This window comes from Photobacterium sp. 2_MG-2023, from assembly GCF_030547675.1.
Lineage (GTDB): Bacteria > Pseudomonadota > Gammaproteobacteria > Enterobacterales > Vibrionaceae > Photobacterium > Photobacterium arenosum.
Map to the genome: position 1 here is coordinate 39,776 of NZ_JAUOQQ010000018.1, position 18,486 is coordinate 58,261.

Sequence of the window (18,486 nt, forward strand, 5' to 3'; positions counted from 1 at the left end):
TTATGTCATTGCATAACCCGGTTGTCTGGCAAGACGGCATGTTCATGAAACCACAGCATTTTCAGCAGTTGGACCGTTTTCACTCTCAGCAAGTGAGTCTGTATACAGCTTTCAGCTCGCCATTAAATTGGGGGATTAGCCGATTAGAAATTAATGCTGAACTGCTGAAAATGGGCAAAATTGGCGTCACGGTTGCGGAAGGGATATTGCAGGACCGCACACCGTTTGCTTTTCCTTCTGAAGCCTTGGCGCCGGCAATGTTGGAAGTGGACACATCGACGGTAGATAAGGTGGTGTATTTATGTTGTCCTTTACCGTCTGAGCAGGGTGAGCTGTATACCAATGCGGGCGACGGAGCGCGCTATCGCCTTCAGGAGCAGCAAGTGGTCGACTGTTTATACGACAGTGAAGATACCACAACCATTCATGTTGGCAGCCTGAATTTCCGTTTGATGCTAGAGACGGAAGACCGTTCAGCTTTCACGTCGATCCCTATTCTGAAAATTTCGGAAGTCAAAAGTGATGGCACTGTATTACTTGATGACAAGTTCATTCCCACTTGCCTTGATATTAAAGCCTCCGCTGTACTGACAAAGTTTGTTACCGAATTTGCTTCTCTGCTAAAACATCGCGCTGAATCGATAGTCAGCCGGCTGGGTGTGGTTGATCAGCAAGGCGTATCCTCGGTGGCAGATTTTATGCTACTGCAGGTGGTGAACAAGCTGGAGCCGGTTTTCTGGCATCTAGCGGGTTTGGAAGGTGTTCATCCTGAAGCGCTGTACCGTGTGTTGCTGCAGGCCGAAGGGGAACTGGCGACATTATGTACCTCATCCCGCCGTCCTGAGACTTTCTCGCCTTATAATCATGGAGATCTAACCGACTGTATGTGGTCTTTGATCAGCCGGAACCGCAACAGCCTGACTGTAATGTCAGAGCAGCGGGCAATCCCGCTGGTGTTGAAAGAGCAAGGCTATGGTGTGCGTGTTGCCAATATTGCTGATCGTGAGATTATCCAGACCACGACCTTTATCCTTGCCGTGAAAGCTGATGTTACACTGGATGTACTTCATACTCGCTTTGTCTCTCAGGTCAAAGTGGGTAGCCTGGAAAATATTCGTGATCTGGTAAACTTCCAGTTACCAGGTATCGCCATTAAAGCAATGCCAGTGGTGCCTCGTCAGCTGCCTTACCATGCCGGCTTTACGTATTTTGAGCTGGATAAGGCGTCTGATGAGTGGAAGGCATTGTCTTCTTCATCCGGCATTGCCATGCATGTGTCCGGCGATTTCCCGAATATTGAATTGCAAATGTGGGCTGTCAGATTATGAGTCAGTTCGATGATGACATAACAGTCGTTCTGTTTCAGCCTGAGCCCGGCCAACCAATGGAGGTTATGCCGGCTCCGGAAGTACCACGCAATATTGCGGTAAAACAGTTGGAAATCAAAAAACTGGGTATTAACCAGTTGGTTGATGAGTTTACCTGGGTACTGGCCTGTCTGACTTGTATTCCATCTATTCCCTGGTTAGATGATCCTACCTTGCTGCGTGAGAAAATCAGCAGGGAGATTCAAGACGCCGAGAAGCGACTGCTACTCGCAAACACAGACAGAGCATCACTGCTGGTGATGCGTTATTGTGTCTGTGCTGCTGTTGACGAAGCGGTTTACAGTCAGGAGTGGGGAGAGAAAAGTAATTGGAGTACACACAGCCTGCTTGCTGAGTTTCATAATGAAACGTCAGGTGGTGATAAATTCTATACAATTCTGGACAGGCTCAGACAAGATCCCAAACGTTACAGGCAACTTATTGAATTTTTATACTTTCTGTTGCAGGTTGGTTTTAAGGGGAAATTCGGTCGTGTCGAGCGTGGTAACGAAAAAATCGCTGACATTGCAGAGACCATTTACCAGCTGATAAAAGAAGACAGGCTGCAGGATCAGGAGAAGCTACAGTTAGTGAATTTAAAGGCTGCTGTTATTAGCCGGCCATTGAGGCGTGTGATTTCGCCAAAACTGATCATTGGCTTTACAGCCGTACTACTGGCAGCCATGTATTCAGCGACTTATTGGGTTATAGACTTTAAATTTAATCAACTGATTGGTTGAGTCGTTAAGTTCATTTTGTTCTCATTAAATGATTCAAGCGCGATGAACTCGCGCTTTTTTGATCTCTATCTGTCCATTTTTTCGGTGCTGAGACACTCTAAACTGGCGTTTTCTGCCACATGTAATCACGATATCACTGACCGGCTGGCGGCGAACTTTGCCCGACGTTTACGCCTGAACAATAAGCTAAAAGGCAGGGTAAGCAGGATATTGGCGGCTAATCCCAGGATGGCACCAAACATCAGACCGTTGAGCGAGAGTGGAATGCCGGGTTTGAAATGGGTGATGGTTTTTTCTAACGAGTCAAAGCGTGCAGGTGTGAACATGTACACTGATTTCTCAATCAGTGACCCTTGTTCAAAAACGGCAATGCCGGATTTCAGGTCCTGATAGTGGCTCAGGGTCGCTTGTTTCTGTAAGGCGTCCGCCCTGACACTGGCTTCCTGATTGTTCAGGTGTTGCTCAATCATCGCATGTACATCAGGGTAACCGTATTGTCTGGCGGTGTTTTCGTAGCCCTTGACTTGCCATTGTGTGGCTTCAAATAATCCTGCCAGATATTGCTGATAGTGATCGGCCAGTAACGGAACCTGAAGCGCTGCGATGAGCATGACGCCAAACAGCAATTTATCAACAATTCTTCCTACCAAGAGACTTTCCTTTTTCGGTTAAAATAGCGCAAAGCGACATCCAGATAACGTAACCTGTTTCAGCCTCGTATGTTATAGCTGATAACCAGGCGGGATTGTTGAAAGTAAAGCGTGCGCTGTGCTCATCGTCACAGGTCAATCTGGGGTAAGTATGTGAGGATTTTTAATCACAAACCCGCGCTCAATACCTGACTGAAATCCGACTTTCTCATAAAGGTGATGCGCCTCTGGCCGGTTTTCCCCTGATAGCAGCATGACTTTATAGCATCCCATGTCCCAGGCGAGTAAGAGGGCTTTCTCGATGACTTTCTGGCTCAGTCCTTGCCGCCTGTATTGGGCCGAAGTAATGACATGCTCAATGATGGCAAAAGGCTGACCCCCGTTTGTCATGGTAGGCACCAGGCCAAGCTGGCAGGTGGATGCCAGCACGCCATCAATATCAGCAACAATGATTTTTGTGTGCGGGCTGTTGAGTAAATCCTGCCAGCATTTCATGGCCTGTGGCCCCGATAATACGGGGTCATGAGGGCGCAGTTCTGCGTAGAGTTCGCGTACACCTGCTAAATCGCTGGCCTGGCAGCACCGGATGATGTCCACTGAGGTTCTCCTGTGTCAGAAAGATGATTGATGAGGTTATCTGTCAGCTAGGAGGCACAATGCGAATGCACCGCACACAGTCCTTTCCAGTCTTCAAGATCTTGCTCTGGTTTTTCTTTTCGGAATTGTGCGTAAAGTGCAATGCCTTGTTTATCTTCCAGAATATCGACCTGAATCCCTTTTTCCCGCAGCAAATCTTCGTTTCCTGAGGCATTGGTAATATCGCCGACGACAACCCGCTTGAATCCGCGCATGTACAGGAGCGTCGCGCAGACATCGCAAGGACTCAGGCTGGTAAACAAGGTGGTCTGGCTGAAATCTATCCTGCCTGCATCGCGAATGGCAGAGGTCTCACCGTGGTTGTACGGGTGATCTTCCTGAACCAGCGTATTGTGGCCTTTGCCAACTATTTGTCCGGTTTGGTTATTGATGATCACCGCACCAATCGGACAACCGCCTTCGTCGTAACTTTTTTGCGCCAGCAGAACAGCAATGTGCATGTAATCAGCATCGGATAATTTGCTTGTGAAGTCATGGCCCATCAATACCGGCAAGCTGGTCGTTGGCATATGGGCAATAGCGCGAAGGGCAGCTTCATTGATGTCTGAATGTGTATCCAGCAGGGGCGTCATAAGGTTCTCTCTGTTCCCGGGAAATCAGTAACAGAAGTATAACGCCTGATTTTGTTGATCATTTTACTTCAGCAGATTGCCATCTGTCATGGCTCACATTCTTGCCCGAAAACAATGCAAATGGTGAAGAAAAAGCTCTCTGCCAGCTTTATCGATTACCCATCAGGCAATCTGTTGCTTGAGTTGATCTGCCTGCTCTGAAAAGATCGCCATGTCGGTTTGTTTATGACCTTTTACAACGCTAATCCACTGAAGCCCGGTTTCGTCAGTATGCTCGAACTCAATCTGCAGTTCATATTTACGTGCAGTGGCTAAAGCGCTCAGCGCGCCAGTGATAAACCCGAACGGCATGAATACCCAAGCGATTCCTGCAGGCTCCATGAACCCTATGACGCTGGAAACGATCATGCCGGTAATAATTACTCTGAACAGATGATCTTTCAGCGTATTTACTTTTACTCTCGCATTTTTAATTCTTGATAATGTGTATTCATCGGCTTTGTAGATGAAATACTGGCGACTGATTGAAAAATCTTGGGCGGAGGCCATAGTCGTTACTTTTCCTGCCTGTATGGTGCTTTCTTTATGGACATTGAAGAGTCCGGTTATTTTCTGCCTGGTTCGTGTGCTTCATACTGGGGCAGATTGATATCCAGGCTATCCCAGCTGGCTTTCGACGTGACAAAGTTATGCGATATGGGTTTTTCGGCGATCTCTGAGTCAATAATGCCGAGCCTGATTCGAATGCGGGCGGGATCTGCCGTATTGGAACTGTATACCGGCGACGCGCAGATACGGCAGAAATGGCGTTGTCTGCCAGACCGTAATGCAAAGTGATTCAGTAATTCCTGCCCCTGGGTAACAGTAAAATCTGATGTATTTACAAACCCGTTTGTGGCAAAAGCAGAGCCTGTCGATTTTCGGCATAAAGAGCAATGACAGTGAATGATATCACTGATTTTGCCAGTAATGGCCAGCTGTACGCCGCCGCATAAACAACTGCCTGTATACATGAAGCACTCCTGGTAGTAGTTATGGCACTTACAGCATCCGCACGAATTTAGGTATTAACGTGCGCGAGGACCGCAATAATGTAAGCACTCAGTATGATGGCCCAGAGTCTGACGAGTGCATGGCTGATCTTCCCTTTCGGGTTTGCTGCACATAGCCATAGTGAACGTACGGCAAATACGCCAAATGCGGAAAGAATAAAAGAAAAGAAGACCGTGTGGATGGCAACATGATTGAAATGCATCACACCCGACTTAACCAGAAAAAGCAGCACCAGGCTTACCCCGATACTGACCAGCAGTGTTAAGACAAGCCCGCCTAAACTGACCAAAACGACGGCCTTCCAGACAGCAATCTGACCGTTCCAGGCTTGTTTAATAAACATCTGTTTCCCGTGCAATGGATGTCAACTCGAATAAAGAACCAATAATTTGGCCGTATTATCCTGATTTACTGCAACTTTTCATGTATTTCGTGCTGTGTGGTTTCAGTTTTGTGCGCTTACGCAACATGTTGCCAATTCAGGTCGGCGCTCTTCCCTGCATGCCACAGCCCTGATATCAGTGCTCGAATAGAGAAACGACTTTCAACTTACCCCAAACGGTGCGCCCATTTGCCCTTGTTTTCTCGTTCGCAATTTTCTTCTGTGTCATACGCGATATGGGCAGACGGCCTGTTCAGGCGGATGCCAACCGTTGCCAATTTTTTGACTATCAAGGCTTCAAGTACAGGGTTTCCCGCATCATCATAAAAGTGTGACAGATTCGCATTGGTATCGAACACACAAACCACTTTCAAACTGTCAGGAAAGTGCGAGTAATCAACCAGATGGGTCAGCCACTGAAAGCCGGGGTAAGCTTCCAGCGCATGGTCACACACTTCTGTCAGTACTATTCTGATTTGATTGTCCGTTTTTTTATCGGTCTTTCGCATGTTTGTCTCGCTGAGGGCGGTAAGCTTGATGTTTTGCTTACCGCACTGTTTGCCGGAAGGGCGATACGGTAACGTTTTGGACAGCACAATAAAAGTGCCTGTTTCAGTTGTCTGGTTTCTCGTAGCTGGCGATGAGGGTTGTGGCCCGAACTGATGGCGTAAAATAATGCTGCTTTATCGCCATATACTCTTTGTCGTTAAAGAATTGATTTTTCATTTCTTCACTGGGAAAGCAAATAGAGAACACACGGTTGATGGGTGCAGACACCTGTGAAATTAACACCTCAGAGACTTTGAAATCATACCCAAAGTTGCCGTTATAGCGGGATAAAATGGGGGTCATTTCGCGTCTGTACTGTGCGTATATTTCATCGTCCGCGACATCAAGCGCGACCAGCATTTCAAAAGACATAGTTACTTCCCTATTCTGTGTTTGTCTGAAATCGTAGAGTAATCCTTCGGGAAAACCTAGCCTGTTGAGTGAAGATTCAGAGTTTGCTCAAGGGATACGTTAATATTTATCCAGAATGTTATCAGGCCAAGCCCTTGCTGTGCTTCCATAGCTTGCTCCTATCTGAACAATCCGTGATTTCAATTACCCAGCCTGAGTAACTTTAGGTACTCTTTATTTAATTTAAATCAGTTGGTTAGCAAATTATGAATAAGAAAACAGCATTAGTGGTGGAAGGCGGTGCGATGCGCGGTATTTTTGCCAGCGGGGTACTGGATGCTTTTATGGACGATAGCTATAACCCTTTTGATTTGGCCATCGGCGTTTCAGCAGGCGCATCCAACTTATTGGGGTATCTGGCGAATCAGCCTAAACGGAGTTATCGCGTTATCACGCAGTTAGCGACGGATAAACGATTTTACAATCCCGCTCGCTTCCTGAAAGGAGGCAACCTGGTTGATGTGAAGTGGCTGATTGATGAATCATTGCGGCTCTATCCGCTGGATCAGCATAAACTGTTCGGGAAAACCGCACTGATTGCCGCAGCAACCAATGTTAATACTGGCACCGCTGATTATTACAACGTGAGCCCATTAAATGTCAGCGATGTCATGGAAGCGACCAGTGCGCTCCCTATTGCTTATAAAGCGACACCCTGTTTTGCTGGTGGCTGTTATACCGATGGCGGCGTGGCCGACTCGATTCCGGTGCGGGAAGCCTACCGTCGCGGAGCTAGAGACATCACAGTGATTTTGTCACATCCACTGAGCTATCAGATGAAACCGGCAAAATATCCCTGGATGATGAAAAAAGTCTTCGTCCGTCAACCTCAGATCGCCAGTGCTATGATCAAACGTGCTGATAACTATAACGCGTCGCTGGAGTTCATTCGTCAACCGCCGCAAGATGCCATAATCCGGGTCATCGCCCCGCCAGAAAGCTTCAGCGTGAAGCGTTTAACAATGCGAAAATCTACTCTGGATGAAGGTTACAAGATGGGCCTGAAAGAAGGCATGCTGCATATACATCGCCGAAAGTCTCTGAATGGCTCCCATGATGAAAACTGCCAGTTTTGTCTGTGAGAAACTGTTTCCTCACAACAAGGGCTAAAAATTAGTGTAACTGTTATATATTTATCGCCTTTTTCAGCTTGATGATTTCAAATTGAGTGCAAATTACTCAATGCAGGGTTACCTGAGGGAGAATGATGAACGCGTTAGTTTCAACATATTGGCTGGAAAGAAAGAGCGGATCGCCGGAAGTGGTTATCGTCGATGCCACCATGCAAAGTGTGACTGGCGATAATTCCGACCTAGACACACGGCAGTATATCCCCGGCGCTCTTGTGTTTGATCTTGAGCGGCAGTTTTCTGCTTCTTCTTCGTTGCCTCACACCGCACCGGAATATGAAGTATTTCAGCGAGAAGTCTCCAGACTGGGCATTGAGACGGATTCTGTGATTGTCATTTACGATGCAAAAGGTATCTACTCAGCGCCGCGCGTCTGGTGGCTGTTTAAACTGATGGGGCACGAACAGGTTTATGTGCTGGATGGCGGTTTGCCCAAATGGATCGCAGAAGGCCGGGCTGTCGTTGCTTCTCCCGTCATTCCTGAGAGCGGCAACGGGTGGCAGGGTGAGTATCGCACAGGGTGGATTTCTGACTGGCGCGAACTGGCAGAAAAAGCCGGTCTGCCGAAACATCATATTATTGATGTACGCAGCGCCGGGCGGTTTTCTGGTCAACAGCCAGAACCACGACCAGAGCTGAGAAGCGGGCATATTCCCCATGCGATAAACCTTCCCCTCGCCTCTTTTATTGAAGACGGCCAGTATAAAGACCCAGACAAACTGCAGGCGTTGTTCGCACAACAGCAGGTGTTCGGCGACGAAAAACTGTATTTCAGCTGCGGCTCAGGCGTAACCGCCTGCATTGGATTACTGGCAGCTTATCAGTGCGGGTACAGAAACCTGTCGGTTTATGATGGTTCCTGGGCGGAGTGGGGACAGCGAGCCGACTTACCCGTAGTTTGAAGTCGCCGGCTCGCTGCTGATTATGGTGGTTATGACACTATCTGGTAAGCCTGAATCTTAGGCAGTTTCAGGGAAATCAGGGTGGTGAGGACCAAAAAGATGAAAGAGACCCACAGGCAGGCGGACAGTCCTGCAATCTGGAAGATCCAGCCTGACAGCACTGTGCCTATCAGTCTACCCATAGCATTGGCCATGTAGTAGAAGCCGACATCCAGTGATACGCCATCGTCTTTGGCATAGCTGACAATCAGATACGAGTGCAGCGACGAGTTAATTGCAAAGATGGCGCCAAAGAGCATCAGCCCGCCGACGATCACCAGTTCCGGCTGCCATTGAATCTGCACCCCGTAAGCGATACCTGCGGTAATGATGGCCAGCAGCAGTGCCCAGCGTGTTGCGGCTTGCCCGTCTGGCACTTTACCTTGTGCTTTTCCTGTCAGTTTTGGTGCAAAGCCCTGCACAAAACCATAAGCCATTACCCAGGCCGCCATGAAGCCACCGACAGCACTGTGATTCCAGCCAAAGACGGAACCGAGATACACAGGCAGCGCAACCACAAACCAGACGTCTCGCGCCCCGAACAGGAACATACGCGCAGCAGAAAGGATATTGACGCTTTCGGATTTGGAGAACATCTCGGCAAATTTGGGCTTATTTTTCGCTTTGCCCATGTCGGCTTTCAGCGTCAGGATACTGCTGACGAATACCAGCGTCAGCACACCCGCCATTGTCAGCACCGCATTCTGGAACCCTATTACGCTGAGTAGCAGACCGCCGAGGAAGAAGCCAGCGCCCTTAAGGGTGTTTTTTGACCCCGTCATCAGCGCAACCCACTGGTACAGAGCACTTTGTTTGTTGTCAGGCACCAGGGTTTTGATCGCGCTCTTGGCACTCATTTTGTTGAGATCTTTGGCGATCCCGGACATTGCCTGTGCGGCCATTACCCAGGGAATCGTCAGCATGGGATTGGGTACAGCCAGCATCAGCAGGGCAACAATTTGCATGCCAAGGCCAATGTTCATGGTTCGGTTCAGACCCAGTCTGGCACCCAGCCAGCCCCCGACCAGGTTGGTGACTACGCCGAAAAATTCATAGAACAGAAAGAGGGAGGCGATGGCGAGGGTGGAGTAACCCAGCTCGTAAAAGTAGAGTACGACTAACATGCGCAACGCGCCGTCAGTGACAGTGAAATTCCAGTAGTTAAAGGTCACCAGCATATACTGGCGAACCGGCTGGCTGAATTGTGAGAAATATTTAGCAAACATAGACACGACACTCGTATTGTTCGCCGTTTCGGCTGCTGGCTGCGATGCAAAACAGACAGGCGCGAAACGGCGAAACACTGTTTATGGTTGTGACGCTACCTGACGGATGTAATCGACCTGTACCGATTTGGTAAAGGCTCCCGGGCGTAACGCCTGGACGTCTTCAATAATGCGTGACAACGGCCAGCCCATTTCCAGCAGCAGGTGCGCGGCGAGTAAACCGGTGCGGCCTGAGCCACCCATACAGTGCAAAGCAATGTTGCCGCCTTCTGCAATAATTTTATGCAATTGCGGGCTGACTGCCTGCCATTGTGCCGCAAATTCGCTATCAGGCGCGGCATCGTCTTCGATCGGGGTATATGCCCACAGCATGCCAGCTTGTTCAACTAACTGGCCCAAGTCAGCGACCTCTTTGTCAGCCATTTCCTGTTTATTGATGGCGGTGACGACAGCGCGTACCCCTTGTGCTTTCAGCTGGGTCAGGCTGTCTGACAGAGCAACGCCTTTGGTGCCGGGGCAGGGAGTCAGTACCAGTGCGCTGGTATCGGTTACGGGTAAAGTCCAGGTTGGATGTGTCATTGTCATTGCTCCCTTAAGCCTGTCCCACTTTACGCACCAGTTCAGCAGTGCGGGTGGCATAACCCATTTCGTTGTCATACCAGGCATAGATTTTCACCATGCGCTTACCCACTACCATGGTTGATAAAGCATCCACTATGGTTGAGCGCTGATCGCCTTTATAGTCGATAGAAACCAGCGGGCGATCTTCGTAACCCAAAATGCCTTGCAGTTCACCCTGTGAAGCCTCTTTCAGCAGTTGGTTGACTTCTTCTGCTGTGGTGTCGCGTTTGACGTCGAAAATGATGTCAGTTAAAGACGCGTTTGCCAGCGGGACACGCACTGCATGGCCGTTAATTTTGCCTTTCAGTTCCGGGAAGATCTCCACGATAGCCGAGGCTGAACCTGTGGTGGTAGGGATAAGGCTCATACCGCAGGCACGGGCGCGGCGAAGATCTTTATGCGGTGCATCCAGAATGGTTTGCGTATTGGTTAAATCATGAATGGTGGTAAATGAAGACTGCTCAATACCCAGTTTTTCATGGATCACTTTGACCACAGGCGCAATACAGTTGGTGGTGCAGGACGCTGCCGTGACAATACGGTGCTGCTCAGGATTAAAGATATAATCGTTAACGCCCACCACGATATTGGCGATGCCTTCTTCTTTCACCGGTGCTGACACGACAACACGCTGCACACCCTGCGCCAGATATTGATTCAGGAACTCGGTTTTGCGATGTTTGCCTGTGGCTTCAATCACCACGTCACAACCTGACCAGTCAACGGCATTAATGTCTTTTTCTTGTGTGGCAAGAATGGCTTTGCCATTGATGACAATGTGGCTGCCTTCCGCTTTCACTTCATGGTGCCAGCGTCCCTGCACGGAATCGAATTCCAGCAGGTGAGCCAGCGTTGCGGCATCACCGGCAACATCGTTAATCTGCACAAACTCCAGTTCTGGCCAGTCAAACGCTGCGCGCAGTGCCAGACGGCCAATGCGGCCAAAACCATTGATACCTACTTTGATTGTCATAGTTAACTCTTCCTACATTATTGGCAACAAACGGGTCGTTGTTTCATTACCATGAGTCGTTCACTGTCCTGTTGGTATTCCTGCTCTAAGCAGTTCGAATCCACCAGTCCGTAAATTTGCTTACGCATCCAGCCGGGCAGTTCTTCGGTTAACCGGTAGAACACCCATTGCCCCTGCCGGACATCAACCAATAGCCCGCTGGCGCGCATCACAGCCAGATGGCGAGACATTTTCGGCTGGCTGACCTGCAGTGCTTCGGTCAGCTCGGCCACACACAGACATTGCTCTTTCACGATTAACCGTAAGCAACGCACACGGGTTTCATCTGCCAGCAGTTTAAAAAATTGATGTGGTAGCATGCTTATAACCATATTCGAATTTCCGTATATATTAGTCTGCTGAAGTGTTTGGTCAATCCCTGTGACGTCATTGTCATAAAATTTTCATATTGGAAGAAAACGCAGTTGCCGTTCTGAATTGAGTTTGCAATGCCCTGAAGGCAGGAGATGAAGGGAAAGAATGCGGCCCAGTATCAATGGGCCGCATGCAGGCTTAGTGACCTGAAGCAGGCTGCTCGATTGAGCCAATCGTACAAATCGATGCCAGAGGTGGCAATGCTGCCAGACAGTTCACATTGATAGTATTTTCACTGTTGACCATTGTACCGGAGAAATTCACCACTGAGGAAATGCGCTCATTGGTAAGCACACCAGCTTTCAATGTCACTAGACCTTCAGTGTTAACCGTAAGCAATGATGTTTCAGTTGAGTGATAAGTCACCAGGCTGTTATCAATAACTATACGGGTACCGTCGGTATAGTAAGCGTTGGTAGTCACATTAAAGATACTCGAACCGAGTAATTGAATGGCCAGCTCACCCATGTGATCAGATTCCACCCGAACGCGATCCAGTGCAGCCGCGGTTACATTGAGATCTGCGGTGCCTTCGAAGCCTTCATATCGTCCTGAAACTGTCGCAGCACCTTCAGAAATACCTTGCACCATGCCTGAATTGACAGTTGCAACAGCAGTGTTGCTACTGAGCCAACTGACCAAATCTGTCACATCCTGGGTGGATCCATCAGTAAAGGTAGCGACAGCTTGTAACTGTTGATCCAAACCGTTTGCCAGATTGAGTATCGCAGGCGTGATGTTCAGGGAAGTCATGGTTTCTGCTGTTACTGTCAGAGTAACAGAGAGGCTTTGGGTTGCCAGGTATTGAGCCACTATGTTGGTTGCCCCTTGAGACAGTGCTTGAGCACGGCCTTTGGCATCAATGATAGCGACCTGAGTATTGCTACTGGCCCAGCTGACCAGGTTCGTGACATCTTGTGTTGTACCGTCAGAGAAGGTCGCAATGGCATTGAATAACTGAGCTGTACCTTTGGCAATGCTCGTTGTCACTGGTGTAATGCTCAGCTCAGTAAGGAGTGCTGAAGTGACAGTTAATGAGTGCTCGTTGCTTACTGTACCTTGCAGGTGTGCTGAAATCACAGTACTTCCTTCAGCGATCCCCTGAACAAGACCGTCGGTAGAAACAGTTGCTATGCTCGTGTCACCACTGAGCCAGTTGGCCTGCGCGGTGATGTCGACAAGACTGCCATCTGAGAATAACGCTGTGGCTTTTAACTGTTGAGTGGTTCCGTTTGCAATCGTGGTCAGCAGCGGATCAACCGAGATCGATAATACGCTTGCCGCAGAAACAGTAACGCTGGCGTGGTTACTCTCTATACCTTGCAGGTTGGCAGAAATAACGGCAGTACCTTCTGCCAAAGCATGGACTGAGCCAGTAAGCATAACATTGGCGACGGCGGTATCACTGCTGGCCCAGTTCACCAGATTCGTCACATTCTGTGTTGTACCATCAGAGAAAGAAGCAATGGCAGTCAGAGGATGTGATGTGCCTTCCGGCAGGTTGATGTTTCCCGGGGTGATTTGCAAACCGTTCATAACTGCAGGTTTAATGGTAACCAGTATGCCGTCACTGGTTACGTCACCCAGGCTCGCTGAAATCGTCACTGTACCGTTTAACAAGGTAATGAGCAGACCGGTATCTGAGACTGTCGCCAGAAGCAGGTCATCACTATTCCAAGCCACCTGAGCCGTCAGGTTTTGCGTTGTTCCGTCCGTGTAGTGACCAATAACGGTCAGTTGCTGCTCTGTACCGATTGCCAGAGAAAGGCCAGAAGTTGTGATGTCGAGGGAGACCAAAGATGCATCGGTGACTGTCAGATCAGCGCTGTTGCTGGTGATACCATCAAATACACCGGTAATTACCGTATTCCCTGCAGCTTGCGCGATAACCAGTCCGTTGCTGTCAACACTGGCGGTACCTGATGCACTGCTGCTCCAGACGACCTGATCAGTGACATCCTTTCGGGTCCCGTCATGATAGAAAGCTAATGCGGTGTATTGAACGTGAGTCCCTTTCGCTACCGATGTCACCCCTGGTGTAATTTGGAGCTGGCTGACAGAGTGTTTACCGGACACACGAATTACGATGCCTCCTGCACTTAACTCGCCGACATCACAGGATATCGATGTTTCTCCCGTTGCAACTGCCTGGATAACACCGCTGGTGCTAATTGTCGCTACTGCAGTTTGGCTACTGACGCAGGTTGCCTGAGTCGTGACATCGTGTGCCACACCAGAACTGTTAGTCGCTTTGACCATAAAACTCAGTGAGTGGCCTACTTCTACTGAATCAGCGCTGGGGATAATAGCTAATGTGCTGAAATCATTTTTTCCGTTTTCAACACTGTGTTTGGCCGTTCTGCTTTCCTGACCGGCTGTAGCGCTTTCATCACCGCCACAGCCGGCTAAGGCGAGTACCAGTGCCATGAGTAAATATCCCAGCCATTTTTTGACGTATTGGCAAATGTCGTTTCGCATTAGATTGCCTTCCTTGTAATTGTGGGTAGTGTCAGTTACTACACGAGGGTTCATAGCACGTGCCCTGGACGATTTCCGGCCAGAGACATCGCTTCCCCAATCGCTTTGTAGCTGACTTTTTCAGGGGGTTTCCCTGTGCTTTCAATGTACTGCACAACACTTTTGGCTCTATGTCATGAGAGCTGTCTGTTGCATGTATCCGCTCCGACATCGCGATACAACTGTCACCGCAGAGCAAGAATTCCGGATTCTGGCAGCATTGTTTTTGCCTGGCTGCTCACGACAATCAGTGAACAATCAACTTCATCAATCCTTGAGATAATTACTTTTATGGGTGATTTTTTTATTCAAAGCTGTTTAAAGCCAAATTAGTACAAGGATGGTAATCTTGCTAAATTAGTTGCATATATTTTTTGCTTCTTTAGGGGGGCATGTATTCTCATGGGGAATTCTATCGGTGGTAATTTACACTGGTCTGGCTGCTTTTCGCGGGAAGTGACGAATTAGCAGGAAACCCTGAGTGTCAAAAGTGGGGCAGCCGTTGCTGCTCTTGATGATTCAGATGAGAAGGTGCAGTTGATGAAAAAGCCCGCTGTGGCCAGCGGGCTAATGGTTGCAGTGGTGTTACATTTCTAAATCGCTTTTCTCGACAGAGTTGATGGTGCAAACAGACAGCACTCCGGGTACGGTTGCCAGGCAACTGATATTGATGGCATTTTCACTATCAACATCGGTGCCTGATATATCGGCGGTGGAAGTAATCAGTACATCAGACAATACGCCTGCCAGTAATCTGACGGCACCCTCTGTGCTGACCGCCAGCAATGACGCTGCGGAGACGTGATAGGTCACGCTGCTATTATCAACCAGTACCTTGGAGCCGTCAGAATAGTAGGCGTGGGTTGAGACATTGAAAATGTCTGAACCAAGCAACTCAACGGCCAGACTGCCTGAGTGATCCGACTCTATCCGAACCCGCGACAGTACAGCAGGACCAATCGTCAGGGTTGTGTCCGCTGAACTGCTCCCATAATTTGCAGTAATGGTTGCCGACCCAACGGATATACCCTGTGCCAGACCGTCTGTTGTGATAGTCGCGACACTGGTATCACTGCTGTGCCAGCTCACCAGATCAGTGACAACCTGAGTGGACGTATCCGTAAAGGTGGCTGTGGCTTCGAACTGCTCGGTCAGGCCGTTGGCGATAGTCGCATTGAGCGGGGTGATTGCGAGTGAAGTTACCGTTGCTGCGGTGACATTCAGGGTCACGCCCGGACTGGTTTGCCCCTGATAGCTGGCAGTAATTTCTGTCGTCCCCATTGCCAGCGATTGCGCCAGACCTGAGGTATTGATGCTGGCGACACCCGTGTCCGAGCTGACCCAACTGACCAGATGGGTGACATCCTGCGTGCTGGTATCGGAAAAGGTTGCCGTGGCAGTGAACTGCTGCGTTGTACCATTGGCTATGCTTGGAGCGTTGGGAGTCACAGCAATGGCGCTGACGGTCGCTGGTGTGACTGAGAGTGGAATGTCGGCACTGTTGACCCCCTGATAATGGGCGGTAACGACTGTATTGCCTTCACCCAGACCGTGGGCTAAACCCGTTGCAGACAGGGTCGCAACACTGGTATCGCCGCTTTTCCAGTTTACCTGATCGGTCACATCCATGGTGCTGCCGTCGGAGAACTTGGCGGTGGCGGTAAATTGCTGGGTGGTGCCGTTAGCAATACTGGCCGTCTCTGGTTCAACTGAGATAGACGACACGGTTGCTGCCGTCACTTCCAGACTCGCGTTATTGCTGTCTGTTTCGCCAAAGTTGGCAGAGATAGCGGCAGACCCCGTCGCGAGAGCACTGACAACACCTGTAGTGGAAACGGTCGCCACAGCGGTATCGGTACTGCTCCATGTCGCTTGCGCACTGACATCCTGCGAGGTGCTGTTATTAAAATGCGCTATGGCCGTATAGGCATGGCTGGTGCCCTTGGCCAGACTCAGGTTAGCAGGTGTGACTTGCACTGAATTAACTGTCGCAGCCGTAACAGTGATATTCACAGGATCGCTGGGTAGGATACCGAAACTGGCGGTGATGACGGCAGTCCCATTAGTAACAGCTTCAGCTAACCCGGATGCCGAAATGGTCGCAATTGCGGTATTGTCGCTGTTCCAGGTGACCTGAGAGGTTAAGTCTTGTGTCGAACCATCGGAGAACAGACCAGTGGCAGTAAACTGCTGTTGTGTACCAGTGACCAATGATGCCGTAGCGGGTGAGAGATGAATTGAACTCAATGTCTCATCTGTCACTTTTATCGTCGCCTGATTACTGCTGACGCCTTCAAATTGCCCGGTAACAGTGGCGGTTCCTGATGCCTTGGCGGAGGCTATACCGTCGGTGCTTAGCTCAACGGTACTGGCATCTGTCGTATTCCAGATTGTCTGGCTGGTGACATCTTCACGGCTGCCATCGTGATAGTAAGCCAGCGCGGTAAACTGCACCTGTGTTCCTGCGGCTGCTGACACCTGTCCGGGAGTGATTTGCAACTGGCTGACCGTATGGCCGCCTGTTACCGTAATCACAACTCCGCCGCCACTCACACCGGCATAGCTGCAGGAAATGGTGGCTTCGCCTGCCGCAATGGCCTGGATCACGCCTTTGTCACTGACGGTGGCAACTGACTCATCGCTGCTGGTACATTGCGCGTACTGAGTGACATCTTTTTTATCTTTGTTCGCGTAAATGGCATTCACGGTAAAGCTAAGGGAGCTGCCAGCTTCTGCTGTGTTCGCGCTGGGGGTGATTTCGAGATTACGAACGGTTTTACCGCCCTTATCTACGGCGTTGCCGTCGTTGTCTTTCTGGCTGGGCAGACCGCTACTTTCTCCGCCGCAACCTGCCAGAGTCAGCGCCATGAGAAAAATACCCAGCCATAGTGTTAAGTACCGGCTAATGTTGTTCTTCATTGGGTTGCCTTCCTTGTAAACTGAGGAGAAGTCAGCACTACGCGTCGGTTCATAGCACGGTTAGCCGGGGTGTCATTACTGACCAGCGGCTTGGTTTCGCCAAACGCTTCGTAGCTGATACGGTCAGGGGTAATGCCCTGTTGTTCAAAATACTGCACAACACTTTGCGCCCTGCGTTCAGACAACTTCATGTTGTAGTCTTCCGAGCCAACATCGTCGGTATGGGTTTCAACGCGCAACATGGCTTCCGGATACTGATTCAGGTGATTCAGCATCGGTTGGAACGTGGAAGTCATATCAGGACGAAGCTTGGCAGAATTGAATTCGAAGATCGCATTGGACTGAGCACCATCCACCTGGAGTGTAAAGGCTTCCTGAGTGGCAGGCGGCGGAGCGGGTTCTGGCTCAGGTTCAACAACTGCGACAGGTTGCGGGTCATTACCTGAAAACCGGTAGCTGATACCCAGCATCAGGGTATGGAGATCGGCACCAGCCGTACCATCGTCGCCGACATCATTGGCAAACTGATAGCTGAGTCCGGTTCGCCAGCGCGGTGTAAAGTCCCAGTCAACGCCGACACCGACTATGGGGGAGAATCCATCTTCGTCGTTAGATACAGTACCGGCAATTTCTTTACCATCGCTGGAAACATGCCAGGCCATCACGCCGGCTTTACCCACCACAGACACCACATCCGATACCGGATAACGATAGCCCAGAGAGGCTGACAGCCCTAATACATCACCTTCATAATCGGCGCCAACGGAAGGGTCATCCAGAGCCGGATAAGTGGCATCAAACTGGCCGTAATAGTCGTAGGCAACGTCCAGCTCCCAGCGTGGAGTCCAGGCGTAGTTATAGAAAATTCCCGCGCCTGGCGCGTCGTCATCACAGCTGATGTTATGGCTTTCGCAGGCATCATCAGCAAAAGTGTAATTGGCGCGGAGTCCGACGCGGTGCTCAGAGGCATTGGCGAGAGAGATACATAAAGTGCTTAGTACAAGACATGAAAGGGAAAACGTTGTGCTTTGATTCATTACCGATCCATCCTCAATCCTTGAAAACGCTATAAAGAGCTACCCAGCTTAGGAACTTCTTGTCATCCAGGTATGCTTAAAGTCAAATTAGTACAAAGATCACAGGTTTGCGAAATAAGTTGCACAGTTAACTCTATTTGATGAGATGGTTTTTTAGTCTTAGTTGTTCACTTTGGTTGGGAGAGGCGACAAATCGGGCTTCTGGAATGATTTATGCGTGTGCCGAAACGTGTCCGGGCGCAGAAACAAAAACACCCCGCCAGATAAACCAGCGAGGTGTAGACGGTCTTGTTGTTTGATGACAGATCAATGCATGCTGTCGTGGTT

The 18,486-nt window shown here is 49.6% G+C and carries 19 protein-coding genes; 4 read left to right on the plus strand and 15 right to left on the minus strand.

Annotated elements, in window-relative coordinates; translation table 11 throughout:
• Positions 1–2 precede the first annotated feature (2 nt).
• Entirely contained in the window at positions 3–1,328 is a 1,326-nt protein-coding gene (gene tssK, locus Q4491_RS14745) for a type VI secretion system baseplate subunit TssK (RefSeq protein ID WP_192014458.1), read from the plus strand.
• Complete coding sequence (gene icmH / locus Q4491_RS14750; RefSeq protein ID WP_303458467.1) at positions 1,325–2,107, plus strand: type IVB secretion system protein IcmH/DotU; 783 nt, start codon at positions 1,325–1,327, stop codon at positions 2,105–2,107. The genes tssK and icmH overlap by 4 nt, the downstream gene beginning before the upstream one ends.
• Positions 2,108–2,232: 125 nt before the next feature.
• Here the strand turns inward: icmH and Q4491_RS14755 are convergent, their stop codons facing one another.
• The 8 genes from Q4491_RS14755 to Q4491_RS14790 form a co-directional block, all read right to left on the minus strand.
• A complete protein-coding gene (locus tag Q4491_RS14755) occupies positions 2,233–2,757 on the minus strand; it encodes a DUF2937 family protein (protein WP_303458469.1) in 525 nt (174 codons plus the stop codon).
• A gap of 135 nt (positions 2,758–2,892) precedes the next feature.
• A complete protein-coding gene (locus Q4491_RS14760) occupies positions 2,893–3,354 on the minus strand; it encodes a GNAT family N-acetyltransferase (RefSeq protein ID WP_303458471.1) in 462 nt (153 codons plus the stop codon).
• 47 nt (positions 3,355–3,401) lie between these two features.
• Positions 3,402–3,986: a nucleoside deaminase gene (locus tag Q4491_RS14765; protein WP_303458473.1), complete on the minus strand. Its 585-nt coding sequence runs from the start codon at positions 3,984–3,986 to the stop codon at positions 3,402–3,404.
• Positions 3,987–4,148: 162 nt separating this feature from the next.
• Positions 4,149–4,535 carry a hypothetical protein gene (locus tag Q4491_RS14770; protein WP_303458475.1) on the minus strand — a complete coding sequence of 129 codons (387 nt, stop codon included), beginning with the start codon at positions 4,533–4,535 and terminating at the stop codon, positions 4,149–4,151.
• Between the two features lie 56 nt (positions 4,536–4,591).
• Entirely contained in the window at positions 4,592–4,999 is a 408-nt protein-coding gene (locus tag Q4491_RS14775) for a GFA family protein (RefSeq protein ID WP_192014443.1), read from the minus strand.
• A 47-nt stretch (positions 5,000–5,046) separates the two neighbouring features.
• The gene (locus tag Q4491_RS14780) at positions 5,047–5,382 is read right to left on the minus strand and encodes a hypothetical protein (RefSeq protein WP_192014441.1); all 336 of its coding nucleotides are present in this window, start codon (positions 5,380–5,382) and stop codon (positions 5,047–5,049) included.
• A gap of 206 nt (positions 5,383–5,588) precedes the next feature.
• Positions 5,589–5,930, minus strand: a complete 342-nt coding sequence (locus tag Q4491_RS14785) for a Fis family transcriptional regulator (protein ID WP_303458478.1) — start codon at positions 5,928–5,930, stop codon at positions 5,589–5,591.
• 103 nt (positions 5,931–6,033) lie between these two features.
• Positions 6,034–6,342 carry a DUF1330 domain-containing protein gene (locus Q4491_RS14790; RefSeq protein ID WP_303458480.1) on the minus strand — a complete coding sequence of 103 codons (309 nt, stop codon included), beginning with the start codon at positions 6,340–6,342 and terminating at the stop codon, positions 6,034–6,036.
• A 245-nt stretch (positions 6,343–6,587) separates the two neighbouring features.
• Between Q4491_RS14790 and Q4491_RS14795 the strand changes: the two genes are divergently transcribed.
• Both Q4491_RS14795 and Q4491_RS14800 read left to right on the plus strand, forming a co-directional pair.
• Positions 6,588–7,463: a patatin family protein gene (locus tag Q4491_RS14795; RefSeq protein ID WP_303458482.1), complete on the plus strand. Its 876-nt coding sequence runs from the start codon at positions 6,588–6,590 to the stop codon at positions 7,461–7,463.
• A 122-nt stretch (positions 7,464–7,585) separates the two neighbouring features.
• Complete coding sequence (locus tag Q4491_RS14800; RefSeq protein WP_303458484.1) at positions 7,586–8,413, plus strand: sulfurtransferase; 828 nt, start codon at positions 7,586–7,588, stop codon at positions 8,411–8,413.
• A gap of 29 nt (positions 8,414–8,442) precedes the next feature.
• Here the strand turns inward: Q4491_RS14800 and arsJ are convergent, their stop codons facing one another.
• The 7 genes from arsJ to Q4491_RS14835 form a co-directional block, all read right to left on the minus strand.
• Complete coding sequence (arsJ, locus tag Q4491_RS14805; protein WP_303458486.1) at positions 8,443–9,678, minus strand: organoarsenical effux MFS transporter ArsJ; 1,236 nt, start codon at positions 9,676–9,678, stop codon at positions 8,443–8,445.
• An 81-nt stretch (positions 9,679–9,759) separates the two neighbouring features.
• Positions 9,760–10,257, minus strand: coding sequence for a cyclin-dependent kinase inhibitor 3 family protein (locus Q4491_RS14810; protein WP_192014429.1), 498 nt, complete (start codon positions 10,255–10,257; stop codon positions 9,760–9,762).
• Between the two features lie 13 nt (positions 10,258–10,270).
• Complete coding sequence (locus tag Q4491_RS14815; protein WP_303458490.1) at positions 10,271–11,272, minus strand: ArsJ-associated glyceraldehyde-3-phosphate dehydrogenase; 1,002 nt, start codon at positions 11,270–11,272, stop codon at positions 10,271–10,273.
• A 17-nt stretch (positions 11,273–11,289) separates the two neighbouring features.
• Entirely contained in the window at positions 11,290–11,631 is a 342-nt protein-coding gene (locus tag Q4491_RS14820) for a helix-turn-helix transcriptional regulator (RefSeq protein ID WP_192014425.1), read from the minus strand.
• Positions 11,632–11,824: 193 nt separating this feature from the next.
• Positions 11,825–14,164 carry an Ig-like domain-containing protein gene (locus tag Q4491_RS14825; RefSeq protein WP_303458492.1) on the minus strand — a complete coding sequence of 780 codons (2,340 nt, stop codon included), beginning with the start codon at positions 14,162–14,164 and terminating at the stop codon, positions 11,825–11,827.
• A gap of 624 nt (positions 14,165–14,788) precedes the next feature.
• Positions 14,789–17,122 (minus strand): Ig-like domain-containing protein, encoded by a 2,334-nt coding sequence (locus Q4491_RS14830; protein ID WP_303458494.1) that lies wholly within the window; start codon positions 17,120–17,122, stop codon positions 14,789–14,791.
• Positions 17,119–18,159, minus strand: coding sequence for an OmpA family protein (locus tag Q4491_RS14835; protein WP_303458496.1), 1,041 nt, complete (start codon positions 18,157–18,159; stop codon positions 17,119–17,121). The genes Q4491_RS14830 and Q4491_RS14835 overlap by 4 nt, the downstream gene beginning before the upstream one ends.
• Between the last annotated feature and the right edge of the window lie 327 nt (positions 18,160–18,486).

Excerpts from the sequence above, each read along its gene's own strand:
- tssK (WP_192014458.1), top strand. The coding sequence starts at position 3 with ATGTCATTGCATAACCCGGTTGTCTGGCAAGACGGCATGTTCATGAAA.
- icmH (WP_303458467.1), top strand. The coding sequence starts at position 1,325 with ATGAGTCAGTTCGATGATGACATAACAGTCGTTCTGTTTCAGCCTGAG.
- Q4491_RS14765 (WP_303458473.1), bottom strand. The coding sequence starts at position 3,986 with ATGACGCCCCTGCTGGATACACATTCAGACATCAATGAAGCTGCCCTT.
- Q4491_RS14770 (WP_303458475.1), bottom strand. The coding sequence starts at position 4,535 with ATGGCCTCCGCCCAAGATTTTTCAATCAGTCGCCAGTATTTCATCTAC.
- Q4491_RS14775 (WP_192014443.1), bottom strand. The coding sequence starts at position 4,999 with ATGTATACAGGCAGTTGTTTATGCGGCGGCGTACAGCTGGCCATTACT.
- Q4491_RS14780 (WP_192014441.1), bottom strand. The coding sequence starts at position 5,382 with ATGTTTATTAAACAAGCCTGGAACGGTCAGATTGCTGTCTGGAAGGCC.
- Q4491_RS14785 (WP_303458478.1), bottom strand. The coding sequence starts at position 5,930 with ATGCGAAAGACCGATAAAAAAACGGACAATCAAATCAGAATAGTACTG.
- Q4491_RS14790 (WP_303458480.1), bottom strand. The coding sequence starts at position 6,342 with ATGTCTTTTGAAATGCTGGTCGCGCTTGATGTCGCGGACGATGAAATA.
- Q4491_RS14795 (WP_303458482.1), top strand. The coding sequence starts at position 6,588 with ATGAATAAGAAAACAGCATTAGTGGTGGAAGGCGGTGCGATGCGCGGT.
- Q4491_RS14800 (WP_303458484.1), top strand. The coding sequence starts at position 7,586 with ATGATGAACGCGTTAGTTTCAACATATTGGCTGGAAAGAAAGAGCGGA.
- arsJ (WP_303458486.1), bottom strand. The coding sequence starts at position 9,678 with ATGTTTGCTAAATATTTCTCACAATTCAGCCAGCCGGTTCGCCAGTAT.
- Q4491_RS14810 (WP_192014429.1), bottom strand. The coding sequence starts at position 10,257 with ATGACACATCCAACCTGGACTTTACCCGTAACCGATACCAGCGCACTG.
- Q4491_RS14815 (WP_303458490.1), bottom strand. The coding sequence starts at position 11,272 with ATGACAATCAAAGTAGGTATCAATGGTTTTGGCCGCATTGGCCGTCTG.
- Q4491_RS14820 (WP_192014425.1), bottom strand. The coding sequence starts at position 11,631 with ATGCTACCACATCAATTTTTTAAACTGCTGGCAGATGAAACCCGTGTG.
- Q4491_RS14825 (WP_303458492.1), bottom strand. The coding sequence starts at position 14,164 with ATGCGAAACGACATTTGCCAATACGTCAAAAAATGGCTGGGATATTTA.
- Q4491_RS14830 (WP_303458494.1), bottom strand. The coding sequence starts at position 17,122 with ATGAAGAACAACATTAGCCGGTACTTAACACTATGGCTGGGTATTTTT.
- Q4491_RS14835 (WP_303458496.1), bottom strand. The coding sequence starts at position 18,159 with ATGAATCAAAGCACAACGTTTTCCCTTTCATGTCTTGTACTAAGCACT.